This is a genomic window from Campylobacter sp. CNRCH_2007_0968H, from assembly GCF_025773245.1.
Classification (GTDB): Bacteria; Campylobacterota; Campylobacteria; order Campylobacterales; family Campylobacteraceae; genus Campylobacter_D; species Campylobacter_D lari_D.
This window is the reverse complement of sequence record NZ_JAKMTQ010000016.1, coordinates 1-19,156: the sequence shown is the minus strand read 5'-3', so window position 1 is coordinate 19,156 and position 19,156 is coordinate 1. Positions and strand designations below refer to the sequence as shown.

Sequence of the window (19,156 nt, the reverse complement as noted above, 5' to 3'; positions counted from 1 at the left end):
TGATAACACTTAAGGCAACCATGATACTTACAACAATTGTTTGTATTGTTGCTGTTTTGAAAATAGGCTCATTTATAACATCAGCACTTTCGGTGCTACAAACAAGGTAAGAAGATATTTTAGCACATATACCTAGTCTTTCTTTTCCTTTTAATCCATATTCAAAGAAAGAATAATCACCATTTTGTTTGTGTGCATTTAATACCGGTCCATGATCTACCGATGGATCTAATAACTGTTTGTTTTTAGCAACAAATATCTTTCCATTTTCATCAAATAAAAAGCTATTGCCAGGCATATTTTCAAAATTTTCTTGAAGCTCTTTTACTGGAATATCAACCCCAATAATTCCTACAAAATTACCATTTTTATATATAGATTTAGTATATGTTATTACATATTGATTTGTTGCTTTATCAATATAAGGAGAAGTGATGAAAATATCTTTATTTTCTTTGGCTCCAATATACCATGGTCTAGTTCTAGCATCATAGTTGATATTTTGTCCATAAATTTCGATATTTTTATTATTTTTATCACTAGTATCATTACTTACAAGGTTTTCTCCATTATCTAAACTTATAAAAGCAGATAAAACTCCAGAAGCTTTTCTATATGATTTTAAAATAGAGCCAACATTATCTATCAAAGCTTGTTCGGAATTTAATTTTTCATATGGAAATTCCAAAATTGTTTTTTCCAAATTTAAAATTAAATCACTATTGTGCTTTCGAAATGTTTCTAAAGAAGTTCGAGCAACTTGTAAAATATCATTTTGCCTTTTTAGCTCATTATCATAAAGGTATGTTTTGGTAAAGTAAAAACTTAACACACCTAAAATAATCAAACTTAGTGCAGTGAAAAAATTTGCCATTAAAGACAATTTAACTTTCAAAGTGTTAAACATAATTTCCTCCGTATTTTATTTTTGTAATTTTAATTTTTAAAAATTAATTATCAATTAATATTTTTTTTAATTAATTTTTTTGCTTTTTCCCACAATCTCACTCCCAATTCTTTTGCATTGTTTTTATCTAAATTTTTATATTTATGGCTTGCGAGTTTTTCGAGTTCATTTAACTCTTTAGCTAAGATATTGAGTTTGCTTTGTGCTAGCTTGCTAAAATCATCAATTTTTGGATTTTGTTTAATTTCATTAATTTTGATAAGAATTTGTTCTCTGTTTTCTTGTATTAAGCGTTTAAATTTAGCAAATAAAGTGTCAAATTTATTTTCTAATAAATCTTTAAGTATATCTTTTACGGGATTATTAAATTCTAATGATATTTTTTTAAGCATTTGGATAAATTCTTGCTCTATGTCTATAAGTTCTTTTTCTTTATTTTTTAAATCATGTTCTAAAGCGCTATATGCAAAGCTTGATTTAAATTTTTCAATTGCCAAAGAAATTCCTTCTTGTGTCCCATAAATACTTCCTATACATAAATCATAAGCAAAAGCCTTTGATTCGTTAGCAAGTTCAAAAGCAGCATTTAAAACTACTTGGGATATTTTTAAAATTCTTTCTTTTTCAAAGCTTCCTTCACAAATTGCATTAAATACAAGGTTTTTAGCAATTTCACAAGATGTAAGTTCTATGTTTTCACCTTTTTCTAAAGTTGTGATAAAAGCACTCTCGGCAGTTTCTTTTAAAAGGCCTAGTATTTCTATATCATAAAGCATTGCATCATTGATACTTATATTAAATTCATTTAAATTTAAATCTTTTAAAGTCTTTTCTAAATCAAAAAAGTTATCGCAAATTTTGTGTTTAATGGTGTTTTTTTGTTCTTCTATTTTTACTTTTAATTTGCCATATTCGTTAATATAAACAAAAAATGCTTTTTTATCTTCTTCAACTCTAGCTTTAATAATACCTTGGATTATTTTGGAAATATTTTCTTCATTTATAAGTCCAAGTTTTTCTAATACTTTAGAAAAGATAGCAAAAAGCTCTTCATTGCTAGTATTTTCAAAACTAATTTTTTTATAACTTAGATTAAAAACAAGCTCACTAATTAAGTTTGGAATTTCATTTTTTTCACAAGCTAAGAGAGAATTTTCAAAAATTATGGCTAAATTTTTCATATTTTTCCTTTTTTATAATACAAATTTCGCTTTACTTTTTAATTGATTAAAAATATTTAAACGATCATCTTTACTATCGACATAAACACTTAAAAGATAACTTTTATATGTTCCTTGTTTGCTAGTATTTGAGATTTTATATTTAAATTCTCTTTCATTGAGTATTTGAGTGAAAATTTCTAAAGCATCAACTTCAGCTTCAAAAACGACTTTATAATCCCAAAAAGTAGGGTAGTTTATAATAGGTTCTTTTTTAAGATCGCAGATATTTACCACTTTTTCCTCCTTCTTTGTTTTCTAAAACTATATCAGTAATTTGCATACTTTTATCAATAGCTTTAACCATATCATAAATAGTTAAAAGCCCAATGCTAACAGCTGTTAAGCTTTCCATTTCAACCCCTGTTTTTCCTTCACATTTTACGGTTACAAAGAGTTGAAAAGAACATTCTTCTTTGTTTTCTTCTATATGGGTTTGTACTTTTGAGATCATTAAAGGATGGCACATTGGGATAAGATTTGAAGTTTGTTTAGCTCCCATTATGGCTGCTGTGATGGCAGTTTGCAAAACAGGCCCTTTTTTAGCTTTGTTTTCAATGATAGCTTCAAATGCTTCTTTACTCATGTATATTTTACCACTTGCACAAGCTTCTCTTTGGGTAATATCTTTTTGACTTACATCTACCATTTTGGGGTGATTTTTTTCATCTAAATGCGTTAAATTCATATTTTTCCTTAAGTAAAGTTTGAAAAATTATACCAAAATGTATATTTTTATATTAAAATACTACTAAAAAATTTTAAAGGATTTGCAATGGCTTATGATGATGAAGAATTTGAAAATTATGATGATGAAATGTATGATGAAGCAGATGATGATACTTATGCAAATAATCAAAGATCATATAATTATGATGATGATGATTATGAATACGATGATGATTATAGTGATGATGATACTTATGAGATGGATTAATCGTGGGTAAAAATCTTACTAAAAAAGACATAAAAGTTTTGAGTCTTTCTTCTTTGGGAGGGACTTTAGAATTTTACGATTTTATCATTTTTGTATTTTTTGCAAGTTATATTTCTAAAAATTTTTTTCCTGAAGATTTAAGTCCATTTTGGAAAATGTTTAATACTTATGGAATTTTTGCCGCAGGATATTTAGCTAGACCACTTGGTGGTATAATCATGGCACATTTTGGCGATAAATTTGGTCGTAAAAAAATGTTTATGCTTAGTATTTTACTGATGGTTGTGCCAACTTTTATGCTTGCTTTTATACCTACTTATGAAAGCATAGGATATTTATGTATAGTATTTTTAATATTTGTAAGGATTTGTCAAGGTATAGCTATAGGTGGGGAATTACCTGGTGCTTGGGTTTTTGTTTTTGAGCATGCTCCAAATGGACAAAAACGCACTTATCTTGGATTTTTAACAGCTTCTGTAGTAGGTGGAATTTTGCTTGGAAGTTTTGTATTTTTAATGATGAATAAGTTTTTTACACAAGAAGAACTTTATGAATGGGCCTGGAGAATTCCATTTTTCTTAGGAGGAATTTTTGGGATTATTTCTGCTTATTTGCGTAAATTTTTACAAGAAACACCTGTTTTTGAACAAATGAAAAAAGATAAGGCTTTAGAAAAATTCCCTCTAAAAGAAGTATTTAAAAAAGCTAAGCTGGGCGTTGTACTTTCTATGTTGATAACTTGGGTTTTGACGGCTTGTATTGTTGTGATGATTTTAACTATACCTTCTTTTATGGCAAAAATGTTAAATATTGATGCAAGCTTTCAAACTTACATACAAATGTTTGGTATAGTTTTGCTTGTAATTGGTTGTATATTAAGTGGAATTTTGGCTGATAAAATAGGTATAGTAAAAGCTTGTATGATTTTTTCGCTAGGATTTTTCTTAACTTGTTTATTTTATTTTAACGCTCTTTATACTAAAACACCTGATTTTAATTTAGTGAGTGTGTACTATTTAAGCGCTTGCTTTTTTACCGGAGTGATGAATTTTTGTCCTTTGATGATGAGTGAGGTATTTGATGCTAAGATTAAATTTTCAGGGCTTAGTTTTTCTTATAATATAGCTTATGCAATAGCTGGTGGGTTTACTCCGCAACTTGCTTTATTTTTACACACTATTGCTTTGGGAAATTTAGAAAATATTGCTCGTTTTTCTTTAGGATTTTATATGTTTGCTATGGCTATAATTTCGCTTGCTTGTGCTTTGATATTTAAATATCTTAGTAATACCCAACGCACATACTCTCAGTGATTTTAATGCGTTTTTCCAAAGGAGTAGGACTGAAAAAATGGCATTTTTCGATATAAATATTATAATTATAATCTAAATTTAAAAAATCGTAAAATGCCTTTAAATTTACAAATTTAACCCCACAAACTTCTTTTATATCTAAGATTTTATAAATTTGAGAATTATTTTTTTCTACCAAATGTGATGGAGCTAAAGTAGTAAATGAGCAAAAGGCACTTGCTAATACAAAGCCACTTAGATTTTCACATTTTTGTATAAGATGTTGGTGTTTTTGTAAAATACTTTTTTTATGTAAAAATACCACTCTTGTGCCTTGATAGCGTGCTGCCTGAACATTTTTCCAAAATTTATAAGCATTTTTAGAAATATTTGCTAATTGGTGTAATTGTATATTTAAAATATAATTATCCAAGAATTGATTGGGTGGTAAAATAGTATAAGTCATATTTTTTCTTTAAATTTGTTTTTATGATTATACTAAAAATTGACTTTTGTTTATATTTTTGCTTCATAAATTCAATACAATTATCCAAAATTATTTTGAAGGAAAAACATGAAATTTGATGCTATTAATCATGAGGGTATAAAAAAACTTATGGATGTTTTTTATGCAAAAGTTAGAATAGACAAGGATTTAGGGCCTATTTTTAATGAAAAAATTGGTATAGATGATGAGAGTTGGAAAAAACACAAAGAAAAAATAGCAAGTTTTTGGGCAGGGATGTTTTTAGGTGATCCAAGTTATAGCGGTTCTCCTTTGAGAGCTCATCATGAACTACCTTCATTTCCAAGAGAATTTTTTGATGTTTGGCTTAATCTGTTTGATGAGAGTTTGCAAGAAGTTTTCGAAGATGAACCAAGAAGTATTATTATAGAAAGAGCTAAAATGATAGCTCAAAGATTTCAAATGATTATTTATGATCACAGATTTGCTTAAGAGTTTTTAAAAACTCTTAGCGATAGTTAAAGGTATGTAAATTTTCACCTTGAGAGTATTTATAACTATATTTTCCATCAAGATAAATTACCAAACGATAATATCCTTTATGTGATCCAAATACAACTTTTCTAACATGAGCAGTATTAACTTGTAAAGTTTTTGTATTGAAATTTTGCTTTTTAGCAAAATCTATAATGATTTTAGTTGGATCTCCTATAGATAAATGTCTTAGCATTCTATCTTCGGTTTTGATATTAATCTTATTATTATAAAAGCTAATAGAAATAAAATTATAAATATTTCCACTAAAAATTGGTGTTTCAATATTTAAAGTGGTATTGTTTTCTTCTGTTTTAGTGTTTTTTACCCCTTGTTCTTGTGGCACAGTAACAGAAACATCAAGTATAGGTGTGGCATTTGGACTTTTGGCTTTTATAAATGAGTAAGTGTCATGCCAATTGATACTTTTGTATATATCTAGAGTAGTTTGCTCTTCAGAGCCATCAAGGTTAATGTAGGTAATGGTAATATTTTTTAAAATTCTTGCATCAGAATTAAAAGTAAAATCCTGTCTTTGAAAAGGACTAAGTTTTACAAATTCGGTGTTTTGTTGTTCTGAGTTATTGTCAAAAGGATTATCTTTTGCATTTAAAAATACACAGGATAATAAAAATAGTAAAAAAAATTTAATTCTCATGCGAATTTTCTCCTTTAAGTCTTAAAAGCTGTAAGTATTCTTTTTGAGCTTGGGCATTTTTAGCTTTTAAGGTTATTATGTTTTTCTCTAAAATTTTTTGCTCCTCTTTAAGCGATAATAAAACATCTAAAGAGGATTTGCCAAAAAACATATTACCAAAATACATAGCAACAATAATAGCTATAAATGATAATGCAATAGTTTTTATTAGATGATGACGAGCCTCCTTCTTTTTAGAATGCTCATCATACTCTTTTAATAAATCACTCAGAGTTTATCTCCTAAATACTCATCATTATCAAGTTCGATTTCTAACAAACGATTATATTTAGCTGTTCTTTCACCTCTTGCTAGAGCTCCTGTTTTGATTTGTCCTGTATTAAGCGCTACTGCAAAATCAGCTATAAAAGCATCTTCGCTTTCCCCGCTTCTATGACTCATAATACATCTGTAATTATTTCTATGAGCTAGTCTTACTGTTCTCATAGTTTGAGTGATTGTTCCGATTTGATTAGGCTTAATCAATACAGCATTTGCCATATTTTTCATGATACCTTCTCTTAAAATATCTTCATTAGTTACAAACAAATCATCACCCACAAGTTGAATTTTATTGCCAAGCTTTTGAGTGAGTTTAATCCAACCTTCATAATCATCTTCAGCCAAACCATCTTCAATGCTAAAAATAGGATATTTAGCACATAATTCTTCATAGCGAGTAATCAAGTCTTCACTTGAGAAAACTTTACCTTCTAAATGGTATTTACCATCTTTATAAAGCTCACTACTTGCTACATCTAGTGCTAGTTTGATTTTATTTTCATAGCCTGCTTTTTTAATACAAGTCATTAAAAGATCAAGTGGTTCAGTGTTGTTTGCTAAATTTGGTGCAAAACCACCCTCGTCGCCTAAAGCAGTAGAGTGACCTAGATTAGCTAATTCTTTTTTTAATACTGCATAAATTTCACAAACTGATCTCAATCCTTCTTTAAAGCTTGAAAAACCAAAAGGCATAATCATAAATTCTTGAAAATCTACACTATTGTTTGCGTGCGCACCGCCGTTGATGATATTGCACATTGGCACAGGTAATACACTTGCATTTGCTCCACCTAAGTAACGATATAAAGGTACGCCTAGTGCATTAGCAGCAGCGCGCGCTGTTGCCATAGAAATTCCTAAAGTTGCATTTGCTCCTAGGTTGGAATAATTTTTTGTCCCATCAAGTTCTAAAAGAGTATTATCTAGCTGAGTTTGATTAAACGCATCAAGCCCTATAATGTTTTCAGCTATGGTGCCATTGATGTTTTCAATAGCTTTTAAAACACCTTTTCCGCCAAATCTCTCATCATTGTCTCTTAATTCTAAAGCTTCTTTTTTTCCTGTGCTTGCACCACTTGGAACGATAGCACTACCCACACTGCCATCGCTTAGCATGATTTCAGCTTTAATGGTAGGATTGCCTCTACTATCTAAAACTTCAAAAGCTCTTAAATCTTCAATAATCAACATTATTCTTCTCCTTCATCGTCTTCTTTTGCGCCCAAAATCATACTATCTATACCGATTGAGTTTTGTATAGCTTGAGTAATTTCATCTGCAATAGCTGGATTTTCTTTTAAAAAGGCTTTAGCATTTTCTCTACCTTGACCAAGTTTAGAAGCCTTGTAAGAAAACCATGCACCACTTTTATCAATAATATCAAGTTTTACACCATAATCTATTAGCTCGCCTTCACGACTTACACCCTCACCAAACATCACATCAAATTCAGCTTGTTTAAAAGGAGGGGCTACTTTGTTTTTAGCCACTTTTACTTTAACGCGGTTTCCAATAGGCTCATCATTTTGTTTTAAGGTGGCTGTTTTTCTTACATCTAAACGCACTGAAGCATAAAATTTTAAAGCATTTCCGCCAGTAGTTGTTTCAGGAGTGCCATAGCCCATCATGCCTATTTTCATACGAATTTGATTGATGAAAATTACAGTAGTGTTCATTTTATGAACGATACCAGTTAATTTTCTTAAAGCTTGGCTCATTAATCTTGCTTGAAGACCTACATGTTGATCTCCCATATCACCTTCGATTTCTGCTTTTGGAGTAAGTGCAGCAACGCTATCTACCACTATTAGATCAATGGCTCCACTTCTTGCTATAGTTTCAACGATTTCTAAGGCTTGTTCTCCAAAATCTGGTTGAGAGATGTAAAGATTTTCTGTATCAACACCTAAATTTTTTGCATATCTTACATCAAGAGCGTGTTCAGCATCAATAAACGCACAAACTCCACCTTTTTTTTGACATTCTGCTATGATGTGTAAGGTAAGTGTAGTTTTACCTGAACTTTCAGGTCCATAAATTTCTATAATTCTTCCTTTTGGAACCCCACCAATTCCTAAAGCTAAATCAAGTCCAACAGAACCTGTAGGAATAGAATCAATTTTTTCAACTTCTTTATCGCCAAGTCTTAAAATAGTACCTTTTCCAAAGGTTTTATCAAGACTTTTTAAGGCTGCATCAAGTGATTTTCTTTTATTATCATCCATGCTTGTTAATCCTTTTATAATATGTTTAAAATTGTATCAAAAAGAAATTTAATATAAGTTTTTATTTTGAATTTTGCTAAAATACTTTTTTAGATTTTTAAGGAAAAAAATGAATAAAAAAATTAGCGTAGCACACTCTCCTGATGCTGATGATATTTTTATGTATATGGCAATTAAATTTGGTTGGGTTGGAAATGCTTATGAGTATGAAAATACAGCCTTGGATATACAAACTTTAAATGAACTTGCATTGGAAAATATATACGATGTTAGTGCGATATCTTTTGCACTTTATCCTTTAATAGCTAGTGAATATGCTTTATTAAAAACTGCTGTGAGTTTTGGTGAGGGTTATGGGCCAAAGCTTATTAAAAAAAAGAATAAAAAATTAAAGCTAAATTTTAAAGTTGCTTTAAGTGGAGCACACACTACTAATGCTTTAATCTTTCGCATAAAATATCCACAAGCTAGAATAATTTATAAGAATTTTTTAGAGATTGAAAAGGCTGTTTTAGAAGATGAAGTTGATGCGGGAGTGCTTATACATGAGAGCATTTTAGAATTTGATTCTAGTTTGTGTGTTGAGGCTGAACTTTGGGATATTTGGCAAGAATTAGCAAAAAATGATTTACCTTTACCTTTAGGTGGTATGGCCCTTAGAAGATCTTTACCGCTTAGTGATGCAATAGCGGTTGAAAAAGATTTGATTAAAGCAGTAGAAGTAGCTGATCATAATAGAAAAATCTTAGCCTCCATGCTTTTAGAGCGTAATTTAATACGCGTTGATGCACAAAAACTTGATGTGTATTTAAATTTATATGCAAATAAAAACTCTATTAATATGAATGATAAACAATACAATGCCATAGATAAGCTTTTTGAGCTTGGATATAATCATGGATTTTATGAGAAGTTAATAAAAAGTAAAGATTATCTTATCCCTAGTGAGTATGAAGAATTTAGAAATTCTTGATAGAATTTAAATTTTTAAGGAGAAAATATGGAAAGTACTTTAGTAGCCTTGGGTGTACAAACTTTTAAAATCACACTTATGCTTTCTTTGCCTATGCTTTTAGCAGGGCTTATTGCAGGGCTTATTATAAGTATTTTTCAAGCTGTAACGCAAATTAACGAAGCCACGCTTTCTTTTGTGCCAAAAATTTTACTTGTTGTTGTGGTAATAGTATTTTTAATGCCTTGGATGATAAGTTCTATGATTGATTTTACAACTAATATTTTAAATCAAATTCCAAGCTTTATTAGATGATTATTGATTTTTCTAAGTATTCTTCTGTGCGTATAGGTGAGAGCTTTGAAGTGCAAATACTTGAAGAGCCTTGCGAATTTGATGGTTTTTTAATAGGTGGGGCAAATAATCTTTTAATCTCTCCAAAACCCAAAAAACTTGGAATTTTAGGGAAAAGTTTTGATTATATTAAAATTTTAGAGCAAAATGAAAAAGGCATGTTTTTAGAGATGGGCTCTAGTGTAAAATCTTTTAAAATGTATCATTTTGCTAAAGAAAATAACCTAAAAGGCTTTGAGTTTTTAAAAAATATCCCAGGGACTTTGGGCGGTATTTTAAAAATGAATGCAGGATTAAAAGATGAGGATATTAGCAAAAATTTAATTAGTATTTGCACTTTTAATCAAGAAATTTTAAAACAAAATATTGCTTTTGCTTATAGGTTTAATCCTATTAAAGAAGTGATGTTTAGCGCGAAGTTTTTTTTAGAATATGGATTTGACTCAGTTAAAGATGAGCTTTTAAAAAATGCAAGAAAAAATCAACCAAAAGGTGCTAGCTTTGGCTCTATTTTTAAAAATCCCAAAAACGATCATGCAGGAAGGTTGATAGAAGCAGTTAATCTTAAAGGTTTTAGCAAAAATGATGCGATGTTTAGTAATGAACATGCAAATTTTTTAATCAATAAAAAACATGCTAGTTTTGATGATGCTTTATTTTTGATAGAGCTTGCTAAAAAAAGAGTTTTTGAAGAATTTGGGATTGTTTTAGAAGAAGAAGTGGTAATTATATAGTATTTTTAATATCTTCATAAACAATTTTAGCTATTTCATGGACTAATTCTTGATAAGATTTATTTTTATCATTTGTGCTAAATTGAGTATTGATAGTAAGGATTTTATGATCTTTTAGTTTTTTTGTTTTGGCATTAAAAAGTTTGTATTCTATGTCGGCTTTGACTTCAAAATTGGAAAAAAGCAAGAAATTTTGTTGGCTTGCTTGAATGCTTTTTAAATCTAGCAAAATAATAAAATCAGCCTTTTTGAAACGATTAAATTCTAAAAACTCACTTGCATCGATGAAATTTTTATTTGTTTGTAAGATATTTTGGCTATTGATATAAGTTTGATTTTCTTTTTGACTAAGTAAGGCAAAATTATTTTGCTCATTTAAAATAGCACTTAATGCTTTTAGTGTGTCTTTTGCCATGCTTTTAGCATCGATTTTTAAATTTGAAAAATAAAAATTATATTCTTTTTCATAGCTTGGCACTAAAGCTAAGGTACTAATGTGTGAGAGTTTATCATAATTTATATCTTGATCAAGATTGATGATATTAAAATCATCATTATTTTGTAATTTGATGATTTTTTTATTTGCAAAAGAATTGGCATAAATAGCACTTAAAAAACACAAAAACACCAAAAAAAATCTCACTAAAAACCTTTTAATTTAAATTCATTCTTAGAAAAAGCTATAAAACTTGGAAGTTTAAAATCAGGACTATTGTAGTTTAAGACCTTTTTATCAAAATCGTATAAAATTCCACCATTTTGTTTGACTAAGAAATCTCCCGCGGCTATATCCCAAGCTTTTGGGCCGCCAAAACGCGGGTAAATTCCAGCTTTTGCTTCAAGTAAATATACAAACTTTAAAGCAGATGAAACCTTAATGCCTTCAAGATGATTTTGAATAAAAAAATCTTCATTATTATCATGGTTTTTAGAGTAAAGGGCTATATTTTTAACCTTTTCGTATTGCTCTAGACTAAGATTTAAAATTTCATTATTTTTATAAACTTTAGTATGGGTATGTGCATAATAAAATGCATTATTTTCCACATCGCCTATAAGCGAAAGCACAGGAGTGTTTTTATGGATTAATGCGATTAAAACACAATATTCTTTATCTTTTTTAGCATAAGATTTAGTGCCATCAAGAGGATCTATTAGCCAAAAATACTCTAAATTTTTTCTTTCTTCATAAGAAAGTATATTTTCTTCAGAGCATATAGCTATATCGCTTGAAGCTAAAATTTCACTAATGGCTTCATTAGATTTTATATCAGCTAAACCTACTGGGGAATCATCATCTTTAAGCCATAAGGTATTTTTGTCTTTATATTCAAGCAATACCTTAGAGGCTTCCTTGCCCGCTTTTAAGGCTAATTCTAAAAGTGTGTCTAAATTTTTCATAAGAAAATTATAGCAAGTGAAAATAAATACTTAGTAGAGTTATTTTCTACTAAGATTATTGATAAATTTTATTAAGCTAATAGCTAAAATTGCTTCAAGTAAAGCAGTAAGTACTAATCCTGAGTATATATCTTGAGTGATAATATTAGTTTGATAAGAAAGCGTAGCTACTGCGATAAGTAAGGTTAGTGGCATAGAATGGCTTAAGCCAAATAAAAAGGTATTTTTTAAACCAAGTATTTTTACAAAAGTCATAGCACAAAGTATTCTTAGTCCTATCATAAAGATAGTTAGTGAAAAAGCTATGATTAAAACTTGAGGATTTAAAAGCATTTGGAGTTTAAAGCTTGAACCTATATAAATGAAAAATATAGGGATTAAAAAGCCATAACCAAAACTAGAAAGTTTGTGCTCTAAGTCTTTTTTATGATCAAAAAAAGTAGCTATAAATGAACCCGCTATAAAAGCTCCAAGTGCAACTTCAAGTTTAAAATAAATCATAATCGCAACTATGGCTATGAAAATTGCCATGCAAAATCTTATATCTTTTTCATTTTGATCTTGCCAAGGCATGAGTATGGTTTTAAGTTGTGGATACCACCAAAAAAGTACTTCTAAAAATTTAAATCCAAAAATACAAAGTGCTAAAAATCCCACCAAGTATAATAAATTTTGAGTGAGTGAGAAAAGATCAGCACCTTTTCCCAAAAATGCTGCAGCTATGGTAAGTAAAACTATGCTCACAACTTCAGCTAAAGTGGCTACCACCATGGATACATTAAGCCATTCACAGTTTTTGCCAAAGTCTCTATAAAGCGTTGAGAGCAAACCCACGCTCATAACAGGTATGATAATGACAAAAATATAAGAAATATCTATACTTTCAACCGCTAAAACACTAAAAACATATAAAAGTATGATGTAAATAAAAGCTTTATTAAGTAAGCTTCTTTCGGTTTTTAAAAAGGTTTTAAGATTGATTTCCATCCCTGCTATAAACATAAGATAGTAAAATCCTGCATTAGCCAAAAGCTTAAAATTCTCACTTTCTCCTATAAAACCTAAAAATCCTATAAAAGAGCCAAGCATAATTTCAGTGGCTGAAAGTGGGAGTTTTAAAAATTTAGCAATATAAGGTGAAGTAAGCAAACATCCTGCTACGACTAATAAAATTTTTAAATCCGTAGCAGCTTGAGCATCAATGGCATGAGCTAGCAAAGCTAAATCCCATTTGTTTTAGTTTTTGTATATCTTTGCTAGGTTCTTCGCCTTTAGTTGTAAGATAATCACCTACTACTATAGCACTAGCTCCTGCGTCAAAAATTTCATATTGTCTTTCTTTTAGCACTACTTCTCTACCACCTGCTACCATGATATGTGCATTTGGTAAATCTTTTTTAGTGTCTTTGATGATATTTAACGCCTCATCAGCATTTAATAAGTTTTGCTTGAGCTTTAAATTTTCATTTGGTATGAAAAAATTAATAGGCGAGGAAAAAGGATCAAGCTCTTTTAAACTTGTTCTAAAACTTTTTCTATCGGCTTCACTTTCTCCAAGACCATAAATTCCGCCACAGCAAAGCATTAAACCTGCTTCTTTAGCATAAAGATTAGTTTGAAATCTTTGCTCCCAAGTATGCGTAGAGCATATGTTTGGAAAAAATTCTTTAGAAGTTTCTAGATTATGATTATAAGAAAAAATTCCTGCTTTTTTTAATTCTTTGAGTTGTTCTAAATTTGCTATGCCATTGCAAGCTATGAGTAAAAGTCCTTCTACTTCTTTTTGCACTGCATGAGCTACTTTGCACACATACTCAAGTTTTTCATCATCAAGTCCAGCGCCTGCTGTAACTAAACAAAAACCTAAAGCCTCATTTTTCTTAGCCATTTTAGCTTCTAAAACAATTTGATCTATATCTTTTCTTTTATATTTGTTGATATTAGTTTTTACATGAGCGCTTTGAGTGCAGTATTTACAATCTTCCCCGCACCCTCCACTTGCTATATTAGATATAGCACAAAGCATAATTTGCATTAAATTTCCTTTTTGATTTTGCATTTTAAGCACTCTAAAAATGTGCCTTTTTTAAGCTCTTTGATAATCAAAGTTTCGCCACATTTGCTACATTTTTCTTCACTTGGTTTGTATTTACTTATATAGTTGCATTTTGGATAAGCACTACATCCATAAAATTTACCACGCTTAGAAAAACGCTCCACGATCTCGCCTTCTTGACAGCTTGGGCATTTCACGCCTATGGTATTGAGTTTTTTCTCGCTTTTTTCTTCATTTTGTGTTTCTTGTTTTAAATTTCTTGAGTATTTACATTTTGGAAAATTTAAACAAGCTATAAATTCTCCATATCTTCCTTTTCTTATAGCAAGCTCTCCACCACAATCAGGGCAGGTTTCATCTAGCTTTGTGAAAGTTTTTTGGCTTTTTATATTTTTTTTACCTTCATCAATTTTTCTCATAAAAGGAAAATAAAACTCTCTTAAAACTTCTTGCCAGTCCATTTTGCCTTCTGCAATGATATCAAGTTTATCTTCCATTTTAGAAGTAAAATCACTATCTACTATATCACTAAAGTTTTGTTCTAAAACCTCTGTTACAACAAAGGCTATTTCATTAGGTATGATTTGCTTTTTATCTATACGCACATATTCTCTTGCACTAAGTAAAGAGATGGTTGGAGCATAAGTTGAAGGGCGTCCTATGCCAAGATTTTCTAACTTTTTAACAAGCCCAGCTTCAGAGTATCTTGAAGGTGGCTCGGTAAAATGTGAGCTTAATTCTATATTTTGTATATTTAGTATATCTTCTAGTTTTAAATTAGGTAAAATTTTATCTTTATCCATATCTCCATATACTTTATAATGCCCATCAAATAAAATTTTTCTACCGCTTATTTTAAAACTTGCTTCATTTGATTTTGCATAGACATTTTGAGTTTGAGATATAGCAGGATTCATTTGTGAAGCTAAAAAGCGATTATATATTAAAGTATATAATCTTGCTTCATCTTTTTCTAAAAATTCACTTGCAAGTTTTGGCGTAAAGCTAAGATTAGTCGGTCTTATAGCTTCATGTGCTTCTTGAGCGCCTTTGCTTTTAGTGGTATAAATATTTGCTTTGTTTGGTAGGTATTCTTTGCCAAAATCATTTTTGATGAGTTTTCTTACTTCTTCTAAAGCTTCTTTTGCGATGTTTAAGCTGTCAGTTCTCATATAAGTGATCACACCCATAATACCTTGATGGGTTTTTACACCCTCGTAAAGTTTTTGAGCAATCATCATGGTTTTTTTAGGATTAAAACCTAGGCGATTGCTCGCGCTTTGTTGCAGGGTTGAAGTCATAAAAGGTGCTTGTGGAGCTATTTTTCTATCTTTACTTTCTATATCTTTTATTTTAAAGTTAGCATTTTTACAAGCTTCAAAGATGAGTTTGGCTCTATCTTCGTTAGTTAGACTTAGTTTTTCTATCTTTTGATTTTGAAATTCGACTAATTCAGCTTGCAAGTCTTTTTCAAAAATCATATCTATACTAAAGTATTTTAAAGGAATAAAAGCTTTTATTTCTCTTTCCCTATCGACGATGATTTTTAAAGCCGCACTTTGCACACGCCCTGCACTTAAGCCTTTTTGGATTTTTTGATTTAGTAAAGGACTTAATTTATAGCCTACTATACGATCAAGTAAGCGTCTAGTTTGTTGAGCATTGACGCTATTTACATTTAAAGATCTTGGGTTTTTTAAAGCATTTTCTATAGCGCTTTTAGTAATCTCATGAAAAACTATGCGTGGTAGGGAATTTTCATCTTTATTAATAGCCTTAGCTATATGATAAGCTATGGCTTCACCCTCACGATCCTCATCGGTTGCAAGGTAGATGGTTTTAGCTTTTTTAGCCTTTTCTTTGAGTTCTTTTACTAAACTTGAATGATCATTTGAAATTCTATATTCTGGTTTAAAATTTTCATCTTCTATTTTTATACCAAAGCTAGTTTTAGGTAAATCTCTAATGTGGCCTTTAGAAGCTATTACTTCATAGTCTTTACCTAGAAAATTACCTATGGTTTTAGCTTTAGCAGGTGATTCTACTATGATTAAATTTTTCATTATTTTCCTTATAAGGATTAAAATTAGTAAAAGTGTATAAAAAAAAGTTAAATTTTTTGCTTAGATGGATTTTTAAATAAAATGCAATTAATGATATAATTTTTTATAATTTAATTTCATAGGATATAAAATGTTTTTGCAAAAAAACTTACAAGCTTTAGAATTTACCAATAAACCATTACAAGAAAAAATTCTATCTTTAAAAGAAGAATTTATCGACATCTTTCCAAGTCAAACACCCTTTGTGCCCTCAAAAGATGATTTAATAAAACCTAATATATTTTTTTGCGGTATAGGAGATGGGCTTTTTTTGAAAAAACTTATTAATAAACATATTTTTATTTTTGATAAATCAGAATTTTTTGCTAATGTTTTAAGTAAGATGGATTTAAGTCAAGAGCTTTCAAGCGGAAAAATATATCTTTGTGATGTAGAAGAGAAAAGATTAGAAGAGTATCTTGTTTTGCTTTTTTCACAAAAAGATTGTTTTGAGTATTTAGGGCTTTTTAAACTTTTACCTTATAGTGAATTTTATAACAATAGCCCCATGTTTGATTTTGTGTATCAAAAGTGCTTAGATGTGATAAAAAGAGTGGTGGGAAATGTTGATACAAGTTTTACTATGGATGCTAAAATTTATAAACAATTTTTATCTAACATACCTTTAGTCTTAAAAAATACTCCTTTTCAAAGATTTATTTATGAAAATAAAGGAAGAAATAAAAGTGTTATTGTGGCGTGTGCAGGCCCTTCTTTAAATAAACAACTTAAGCTTTTAAAAACTTGTCAAGATGATTATGTGATATTTGCTTTAGATGCTACTTATAAAACTTTACTTAAGAATGAAATTTATCCTGATTTTGTTTTTTCTATGGATATTTACGAAGAATGTGCAAGTTTTTATGAAAATTTACCACAAAGCAAAAAAGAACCCATTTATATTATAAATGCTGCTGTAGATAAAGCTTTAATGCAAATTTTAGAAAATAAAAATCCAAAAATTTTTATTTTAAAAAATTTAGATTATCAACAAAAATTTAATTTAAATGATTTTGGTTATTTAGATATTGGTATTAATGTGGCTCATTTTGCTTATAATTTTGCTATAGCTTTGGGATTTACTAATGTAATCATGATAGGACAAGATTTGGCTTTTAGTGATAGTGGAAAATCTCACGCAGATGCAGCTAACTTTACTTTTCGTGATGAGGAAAAAGCTCAACACGATGCTACTAAATTAAATGTTTTGTCTTATGGAAAGAAAGGGTTTATTCAAACAAATATAGGCTGGGATGAATTTAGAAAAAGATTGGAAGTTTTATTTTTATCTCATCCTGATGTTAAATTTTACAATGCCACAGAAGGTGGAGCTTTTATAGATTATACCATAGAGATACCTTTTGAAAAGGTTTTAGCGTTATATAAAGGAAAAAAACAAGATTATATATTTCCAAATACTTTAAGTATCAATAGACAAGAAAAATTATTAAAAAAATCTTTGGAAATTTTACAAAAAGATTATTTAGAGTTAAATGCTTTGCATCAAAAAGCAAAAGATCTTTTAGTAATTTTGCAAAATCAAAACGCAGTTTTTAATGAGCAAGTATCAGAATTTATTTTTGATTTTAATGATTTATTAGATAATGCAAAAATTTTACAAAGTTTTATGTACAAACCATTGTTTTATTATAGAGCTTTTTTTAATGTGAGTTTGTATCAAGAACCTCAAAATGCTTTATCAAGTTATGTAGATTTTTTAAAAATATTTTTAGAAATTGCAGCGTTAAGTCTAGCAAGTATAGAAAATTCTATAAATGAATATAAAAATATCTTAAAAGTATAAATTTTTTTATCATTTTTTCGATATAGCTTAAACAACTGCATGGAAGCGGTTGAATTTATTTAAAAGGATTTAAAATGGGATTTCGTATAAATACTAATGTGGCATCTTTAAATGCTCAAAACAACGCAAATTTAAACTCAAGAGCATTAGATAGCTCTCTAAGCAGATTAAGCTCAGGTCTTAGAATCAACTCTGCAGCAGATGATGCTTCAGGTATGGCTATAGCAGATAGCTTAAGATCACAAGCTAACACTTTAGGTCAAGCTATAAGCAATGGTAATGATGCTTTAGGTATTTTGCAAACAGCTGATAAGGCTATGGATGAGCAGCTTAAAATCTTAGATACTATCAAAGTAAAAGCTACTCAAGCAGCACAAGATGGACAAACTACCAAAACAAGAAATATGCTTCAAGCTGATATTAATCGTTTGATGGAGCAACTTGATAATATTGCAAATCAAACTTCATTCAATGGAAAGCAGTTGTTAAGTGGTGGTTTTGTAAATCAAGAATTCCAAGTAGGCTCACAATCAAATCAATCTATCAAAGCAAGCATTGGTTCAACTCAAAGTTCTAAAATAGGTGTAACTAGATTTGAAACAGGTTCTCAAGCTAAAAGCAGTGGTATAGCTCAACTTACTATTAAAAATTATAATGGTATAGATGATTTTAAATTCCAGCCTGTAGTGATTTCTACTTCAGTAGGAACAGGTATAGGTGCTTTAGCTGAAGAAATTAATAGAGTTTCTGATATCACTGGGGTTAGGGCAAATTTCTTAGTTGAAACTACAGGTGTTGGTAATATCAAAGCAGGTAAAACTGATCAAAATTTTGCTATCAACGGAGTAAAAATTGGTGAGGTTGAGTATAAAGATGGTGATGAAAATGGAGCCTTAATCTCAGCAATTAACTCTGTTAAAGATACCACAGGAGTAGAAGCTTCCAAAGATGCTAATGGTAGGCTTGTATTAACCTCAAGAGATGGTAGAGGTATTAAAATAGAAGGCGATATGGGTCCTGGTGCTGGTATTATGAAAAAAGATTATGAAAATTATGGTCGTTTATCTTTAATCAAAAATGATGGTAAGGATATTTTAATATCAGGAAGCAATCTTTCTGCCATAGGTATGGGTGCAGCTGACATGATCTCTCAAGCTTCTATATCTTTAAGAGAATCAAAAGGTAATATTGAC

At 29.6% G+C, this 19,156-nt stretch carries 22 protein-coding genes; 8 read left to right on the top strand and 14 right to left on the bottom strand.

Translation table 11 applies throughout. From position 1 onward, the window contains the following. The 4 genes from L8Y18_RS07810 to moaC all read right to left on the bottom strand — a co-directional run. A partial coding sequence (locus L8Y18_RS07810; RefSeq protein WP_263659934.1) for a cache domain-containing protein occupies positions 1-907 on the bottom strand: 907 nt, incomplete at its 3' end. Positions 908-957: 50 nt separating this feature from the next. Continuing rightward, positions 958-2,088: a hypothetical protein gene (locus L8Y18_RS07805; RefSeq protein WP_133319953.1), complete on the bottom strand. Its 1,131-nt coding sequence runs from the start codon at positions 2,086-2,088 to the stop codon at positions 958-960. A 12-nt stretch (positions 2,089-2,100) separates the two neighbouring features. Then, positions 2,101-2,364: a DUF493 family protein gene (locus tag L8Y18_RS07800; RefSeq protein ID WP_133319952.1), complete on the bottom strand. Its 264-nt coding sequence runs from the start codon at positions 2,362-2,364 to the stop codon at positions 2,101-2,103. Beyond that, complete coding sequence (gene moaC / locus L8Y18_RS07795; protein WP_263660829.1) at positions 2,342-2,815, bottom strand: cyclic pyranopterin monophosphate synthase MoaC; 474 nt, start codon at positions 2,813-2,815, stop codon at positions 2,342-2,344. The genes L8Y18_RS07800 and moaC overlap by 23 nt, the downstream gene beginning before the upstream one ends. 87 nt (positions 2,816-2,902) lie before the next feature. On the opposite strand from moaC, the gene L8Y18_RS07790 reads away from it, so the two are divergent. Further along, complete coding sequence (locus L8Y18_RS07790) at positions 2,903-3,064, top strand: highly acidic protein (RefSeq protein WP_133319950.1); 162 nt, start codon at positions 2,903-2,905, stop codon at positions 3,062-3,064. Positions 3,065-3,066: 2 nt separating this feature from the next. Continuing rightward, on the top strand, positions 3,067-4,377 hold the full coding sequence (locus L8Y18_RS07785) for an MFS transporter (RefSeq protein WP_133319949.1): 1,311 nt from the start codon (positions 3,067-3,069) through the stop codon (positions 4,375-4,377). On the opposite strand, the gene L8Y18_RS07780 is transcribed toward L8Y18_RS07785, so the two are convergent. Further along, positions 4,346-4,822, bottom strand: coding sequence for a cysteine permease (locus L8Y18_RS07780; protein ID WP_133319948.1), 477 nt, complete (start codon positions 4,820-4,822; stop codon positions 4,346-4,348). The two genes, L8Y18_RS07785 and L8Y18_RS07780, sit on opposite strands and share 32 nt — an antisense overlap. A gap of 108 nt (positions 4,823-4,930) precedes the next feature. Here L8Y18_RS07780 and L8Y18_RS07775 point away from each other — a divergent pair, with 108 nt between their 5' ends. After that, positions 4,931-5,314: a group III truncated hemoglobin gene (locus L8Y18_RS07775; RefSeq protein ID WP_263676615.1), complete on the top strand. Its 384-nt coding sequence runs from the start codon at positions 4,931-4,933 to the stop codon at positions 5,312-5,314. 16 nt (positions 5,315-5,330) lie between these two features. On the opposite strand, the gene L8Y18_RS07770 is transcribed toward L8Y18_RS07775, so the two are convergent. The 4 genes from L8Y18_RS07770 to recA form a co-directional block, all read right to left on the bottom strand. Next, positions 5,331-6,014 (bottom strand): AMIN domain-containing protein, encoded by a 684-nt coding sequence (locus L8Y18_RS07770; protein ID WP_133319946.1) that lies wholly within the window; start codon positions 6,012-6,014, stop codon positions 5,331-5,333. Continuing rightward, positions 6,004-6,180 carry a hypothetical protein gene (locus tag L8Y18_RS07765; protein ID WP_259443318.1) on the bottom strand — a complete coding sequence of 59 codons (177 nt, stop codon included), beginning with the start codon at positions 6,178-6,180 and terminating at the stop codon, positions 6,004-6,006. Before L8Y18_RS07765 ends, L8Y18_RS07770 begins: the two co-directional genes overlap by 11 nt. Positions 6,181-6,281: 101 nt before the next feature. Next, a complete protein-coding gene (gene eno / locus L8Y18_RS07760; RefSeq protein ID WP_263665096.1) occupies positions 6,282-7,526 on the bottom strand; it encodes a phosphopyruvate hydratase in 1,245 nt (414 codons plus the stop codon). Then, positions 7,526-8,560 carry a recombinase RecA gene (gene recA, locus L8Y18_RS07755; RefSeq protein WP_087700900.1) on the bottom strand — a complete coding sequence of 345 codons (1,035 nt, stop codon included), beginning with the start codon at positions 8,558-8,560 and terminating at the stop codon, positions 7,526-7,528. The genes eno and recA overlap by 1 nt, the downstream gene beginning before the upstream one ends. Before the next feature lie 109 nt (positions 8,561-8,669). Here recA and L8Y18_RS07750 point away from each other — a divergent pair, with 109 nt between their 5' ends. The 3 genes from L8Y18_RS07750 to L8Y18_RS07740 are packed head-to-tail and all read left to right on the top strand — an operon-like array spanning position 8,670 to position 10,600. Then, on the top strand, positions 8,670-9,533 hold the full coding sequence (locus tag L8Y18_RS07750) for a menaquinone biosynthesis family protein (protein WP_263661715.1): 864 nt from the start codon (positions 8,670-8,672) through the stop codon (positions 9,531-9,533). Positions 9,534-9,560: 27 nt separating this feature from the next. Next, the gene (gene fliQ / locus L8Y18_RS07745) at positions 9,561-9,827 is read left to right on the top strand and encodes a flagellar biosynthesis protein FliQ (protein WP_012660903.1); all 267 of its coding nucleotides are present in this window, start codon (positions 9,561-9,563) and stop codon (positions 9,825-9,827) included. After that, entirely contained in the window at positions 9,824-10,600 is a 777-nt protein-coding gene (locus L8Y18_RS07740) for a UDP-N-acetylmuramate dehydrogenase (protein WP_263676614.1), read from the top strand. Before fliQ ends, L8Y18_RS07740 begins: the two co-directional genes overlap by 4 nt. Here the strand turns inward: L8Y18_RS07740 and L8Y18_RS07735 are convergent. Genes L8Y18_RS07735 through topA form a run of 5 tightly spaced genes read right to left on the bottom strand, consistent with a single transcriptional unit; the run spans position 10,593 to position 16,120 of the window. Then, positions 10,593-11,243 (bottom strand): hypothetical protein, encoded by a 651-nt coding sequence (locus L8Y18_RS07735; RefSeq protein ID WP_263676613.1) that lies wholly within the window; start codon positions 11,241-11,243, stop codon positions 10,593-10,595. The genes L8Y18_RS07740 and L8Y18_RS07735 overlap by 8 nt on opposite strands. Continuing rightward, entirely contained in the window at positions 11,243-12,001 is a 759-nt protein-coding gene (locus L8Y18_RS07730) for a 3'(2'),5'-bisphosphate nucleotidase CysQ (protein ID WP_263676612.1), read from the bottom strand. The genes L8Y18_RS07735 and L8Y18_RS07730 overlap by 1 nt, the downstream gene beginning before the upstream one ends. A gap of 39 nt (positions 12,002-12,040) precedes the next feature. Continuing rightward, positions 12,041-13,219, bottom strand: a complete 1,179-nt coding sequence (locus tag L8Y18_RS07725) for a cation:proton antiporter (protein WP_133319939.1) — start codon at positions 13,217-13,219, stop codon at positions 12,041-12,043. After that, the gene (locus L8Y18_RS07720) at positions 13,200-14,036 is read right to left on the bottom strand and encodes a biotin synthase (RefSeq protein WP_263660821.1); all 837 of its coding nucleotides are present in this window, start codon (positions 14,034-14,036) and stop codon (positions 13,200-13,202) included. The genes L8Y18_RS07725 and L8Y18_RS07720 overlap by 20 nt, the downstream gene beginning before the upstream one ends. Next, positions 14,036-16,120 (bottom strand): type I DNA topoisomerase, encoded by a 2,085-nt coding sequence (gene topA, locus L8Y18_RS07715; protein WP_412175797.1) that lies wholly within the window; start codon positions 16,118-16,120, stop codon positions 14,036-14,038. The genes L8Y18_RS07720 and topA overlap by 1 nt, the downstream gene beginning before the upstream one ends. 130 nt (positions 16,121-16,250) lie before the next feature. Between topA and L8Y18_RS07710 the strand changes: the two genes are divergently transcribed. Further along, positions 16,251-17,963, top strand: coding sequence for a motility associated factor glycosyltransferase family protein (locus L8Y18_RS07710; protein WP_263665091.1), 1,713 nt, complete (start codon positions 16,251-16,253; stop codon positions 17,961-17,963). A 74-nt stretch (positions 17,964-18,037) separates the two neighbouring features. Beyond that, a partial coding sequence (locus L8Y18_RS07705) for a flagellin hook IN motif-containing protein (RefSeq protein ID WP_263676611.1) occupies positions 18,038-19,156 on the top strand: 1,119 nt, incomplete at its 3' end.